Source organism: Dehalococcoidia bacterium (assembly GCA_028711995.1).
Lineage (GTDB): Bacteria > Chloroflexota > Dehalococcoidia > SZUA-161 > SpSt-899 > JAQTRE01.
Genome location: JAQTRE010000213.1, coordinates 1 through 3,284, shown reverse-complemented (window position 1 = coordinate 3,284; position 3,284 = coordinate 1). Strand labels below are relative to the sequence as shown.

The window sequence follows — 3,284 nt, the reverse complement described above, 5'->3', positions numbered from 1 at the left end:
TCATTCTTGGCCACCCTGGCGCCCGGCTTGCAATTGATGGCTGCAATTTTTCCGCTGACAGGAGCCAGGATGGAGTTCTGCATCTTCATGGCCTCAAGCACCACCACCGGAGCATCCTGATCCACCTTATCCCCTACCTTTACCTCGTATTGGACGAGCATTCCCGGCATAGGTGCCAGCACAGGCGTGCCATCCACTTTGGCTACAGGTGTAGCCGCTGGTTCTGCCGGTGCAACATCGGGAGCACTGGTCGAAACGACCGCAGGTTTGGGCGCGGCTGACGCAGATGGCACAGATACCGATACTGCCGGCGCTTTGCCCGCGCCTGATGCCTCAACATCCACCTCGTAATACTCTCCATCCACGAATACATTATAGGTCCTAACGCCAGGCCCTTTGGCCGGTGCCGCCTTCTTTACCTCTTTCTCGGCCAGCTTGCCCGCCTTGGCCTTGGCGATAATATCCGCTTCTGCTTTGGCTTCCTCCATCGTCTTGGGCGCCATGGGCGGCTTCCAATCCGAAGGGACGGTCTTGTCCATGCCATATTTATATTTGAGATATCGTGCGCCGGTGGTAGGAAACATGGCAAAGAGGATCTCGTCCTTCACGTCTTTGGCGAACTCCTTCGACTTCTCTTTGGCCTTCTTCATCTCCGGTTCGAGGCTGTCGGCCGCCCGGGTAGTGATCGGCTCTTCGCCCCTTTCATAGCCCTTCAGTATCTTCTTCTGCAATTCCTTATCGATGGGCACGGGCGATTTGCCATAGAGTCCCCAGCAATAATCCTTGGTCTCTTTGGCAATCATCTTGTATCGGCCTGCCAGGACGTTCTGCACCGCTTGAGCCCCTACGAGCTGGCTTGTGGGCGTGACCAGTGGGGGATATCCCAACTCCGCCCGGGTTCTAGCCGTTTCCACCAAGACCTGATCCAGCTTATCCATGGCGTCAAACTGCTTGAGCTGTGAAACCAAGTTGCTCCACATACCTCCCGGAATCTGGTGCAGCAACACCCCGGCATCAATGACTGAAAGCGAAGACGCGTCCAGAAAATCCCGGTACTTGGGTGCGATCTGCTCCAGTTTGGCCGCCACCTTGATGATCTGCTCCACATCCAAACCGGTATCTCTGGTGGTACCATAGAGCGTGACCACCAGCGGCTCGATGGCAGGAGAAGACGTCCTGAGGGCAAGTGGCGAAACCGCTGTATCGATAATATCCACCCCGGCCTCGATGGCCTTCAAATAGGACATCGAGCCCTGCCCGCTGGTATAGTGCGTATGGAGCTCGACGGGGATGGTGAGCGCCTCCTTGAGCGCCTTTATCAGGTCATAGGCATCATAGGGAGAAATCAGGCCCGCCTGGTCTTTGATGGCAATGGAATCTGCCCCCAGATCGCGCAGAACCTTGGCCTTCTCCACAAAATAGGCGATGTTGTAGACCGGCCCGCCGAGTCTCGGCTGGGTTAGAGAATAACACACTGCGCCCTGAAAATGCTTTCCGGCCTTCTTGATGGCCTTGGCAGCCCGCTCGATGTTGCGCTCGTCATTGACCGCGTCAAACACCCGGAAGATATCGATTCCCACCTCGGCAGCCTTCTCCACAAACGCATCTACCAGATCATCGGCATGATTACGATAGGCTACCAGATTCTGCCCGCGAAGCAGCATCTGAAACGGCGTCTTGGGCATGAGTTTCTTCAGAATGCGGGGGCGCTCCCAGGGATCCTCCCCCAGGAAACGATGGGAGACATCGAATGTGGCACCTCCCCACATTTCTACCGAATAGAAACCGCATTTCTCGATCTCTTCGGCCAGAAATTCAACGTCCTCCATCCGCATGCGCGTGGCCCAAAGAGACTGATGCGCATCTCGAAGCGTGGTATCGCAAACCTTGACGGGATTGGATGCCTTGGGCCGGTTTTTGACCCGATCTCCCGTCAAGTCTTTAGCTGCTATCTGACCGACTCCAACTCCCTTCGTGACACTCATATACTGCTCCTCCTGTCGCTAAAATGGGTTTTTTGAACAAATGCGAGCTCTATGGCCGCTGAAATTGCCGATGCTCCACTCTGACGCGAGAGAACGTTCCGCTCTCTGCGCATAGAGATAGCACTGTCTGTACTGAAAATTTTTTTCGCTTCACGACGGCTATGACGGTTTAAGCCCCAGCGCTCTCGCAATGACGGTGAGCTGGATCTCTGTGGTCCCCTCTGTCACAGTGCGGGTTCGGGAGTCACGCCAGAACCGTTGGATAGGCGAATCCGTCATGAATCCATATCCGCCGTGAATCTGCATAGCCTCGTTGCCTATATTGACACAGGTTTCGCTGGACATGACTTTGGCCATCGATGCCTCCGTGTTGCACTCCCTCCCGTTATCCAGAAGCCATGCCGCCCGATAGGTCATCCAGCGAGCCGCTTCGATATCGATGGCCATTCGAGAAATCTTGAAAGCAATCCCCTGATTGCAGCCGATGGGTTTCCCGAATTGCACCCTCGTCTTGGCGTGCTCCAGAGAAGCTTCATAGGCCGCCTGGGCCAGGCCGACACTCAAGGAGCTGTGCACGATACGTCCCGCCGCCAGGGTTTGCATCAGGTAGCGGAAGCCTTTGCCTACTTCTCCGATGACGTTTTCCACCGGAATGCGGCATTCGTCCAGGAATACTTCTCCGGCTTCATTCGGATACATGGCGATCTTGTGCAATTTATTGACCGTTAATCCGGGAGTCCCTTTCTCAACAATGAACAGAGTGACGCCTCCGGTGGCTCCTTTGCTCTTGTCAGTGTAAGCCGCAACGATCATAAAATCGGCCTTGGGACTGCAGGTGATGAACATCTTGGTACCGTTTAGAACATAAGTATCCCCATTTTTCACAGCCGTGGACTGAAGAGCCGCTGCGTCTGACCCGGCGTTCGGCTCACTGAGCGCAAAAGCGGTTATCTTTTCGCCTTTGATAACCGGAATCACACAATCGTTGATCTGCTTCTCGGTGCCGTGTTTGTATATGGCATAGGTTCCCACCCCACCCTGAATCATTATACTGCCCGCGATTCCGGCATTGATCCGAGACACTTCTTCGTACAAAAGACAATCACCCAGCTTTCCCAGCCCGCCTCCGCCCATCTCCTCCGGATAGGAAGGACACAGGTAACCGAGTTTGCCCATCTTACGGAACAGCTCCATCGGCATCTCGTGACTGTCTTCACATTCATTCACATAGAGGCTTACCTCTTTTTCGGCAAAATCCCTGATCGCTTTCTGAAACATCTGGTGTTCTTCTGGAAGATC

2 protein-coding genes are annotated in these 3,284 nt (G+C 54.6%); both read right to left on the bottom strand.

Annotated elements, in window-relative coordinates; translation table 11 throughout:
- A partial coding sequence (locus PHV74_15655) for a pyruvate carboxylase subunit B (GenBank protein MDD5095787.1) occupies positions 1-1,985 on the bottom strand: 1,985 nt, incomplete at its 3' end.
- A gap of 159 nt (positions 1,986-2,144) precedes the next feature.
- The coding region (locus PHV74_15650; protein ID MDD5095786.1) for an acyl-CoA dehydrogenase family protein at positions 2,145-3,284 on the bottom strand (1,140 nt) is incomplete at its 5' end.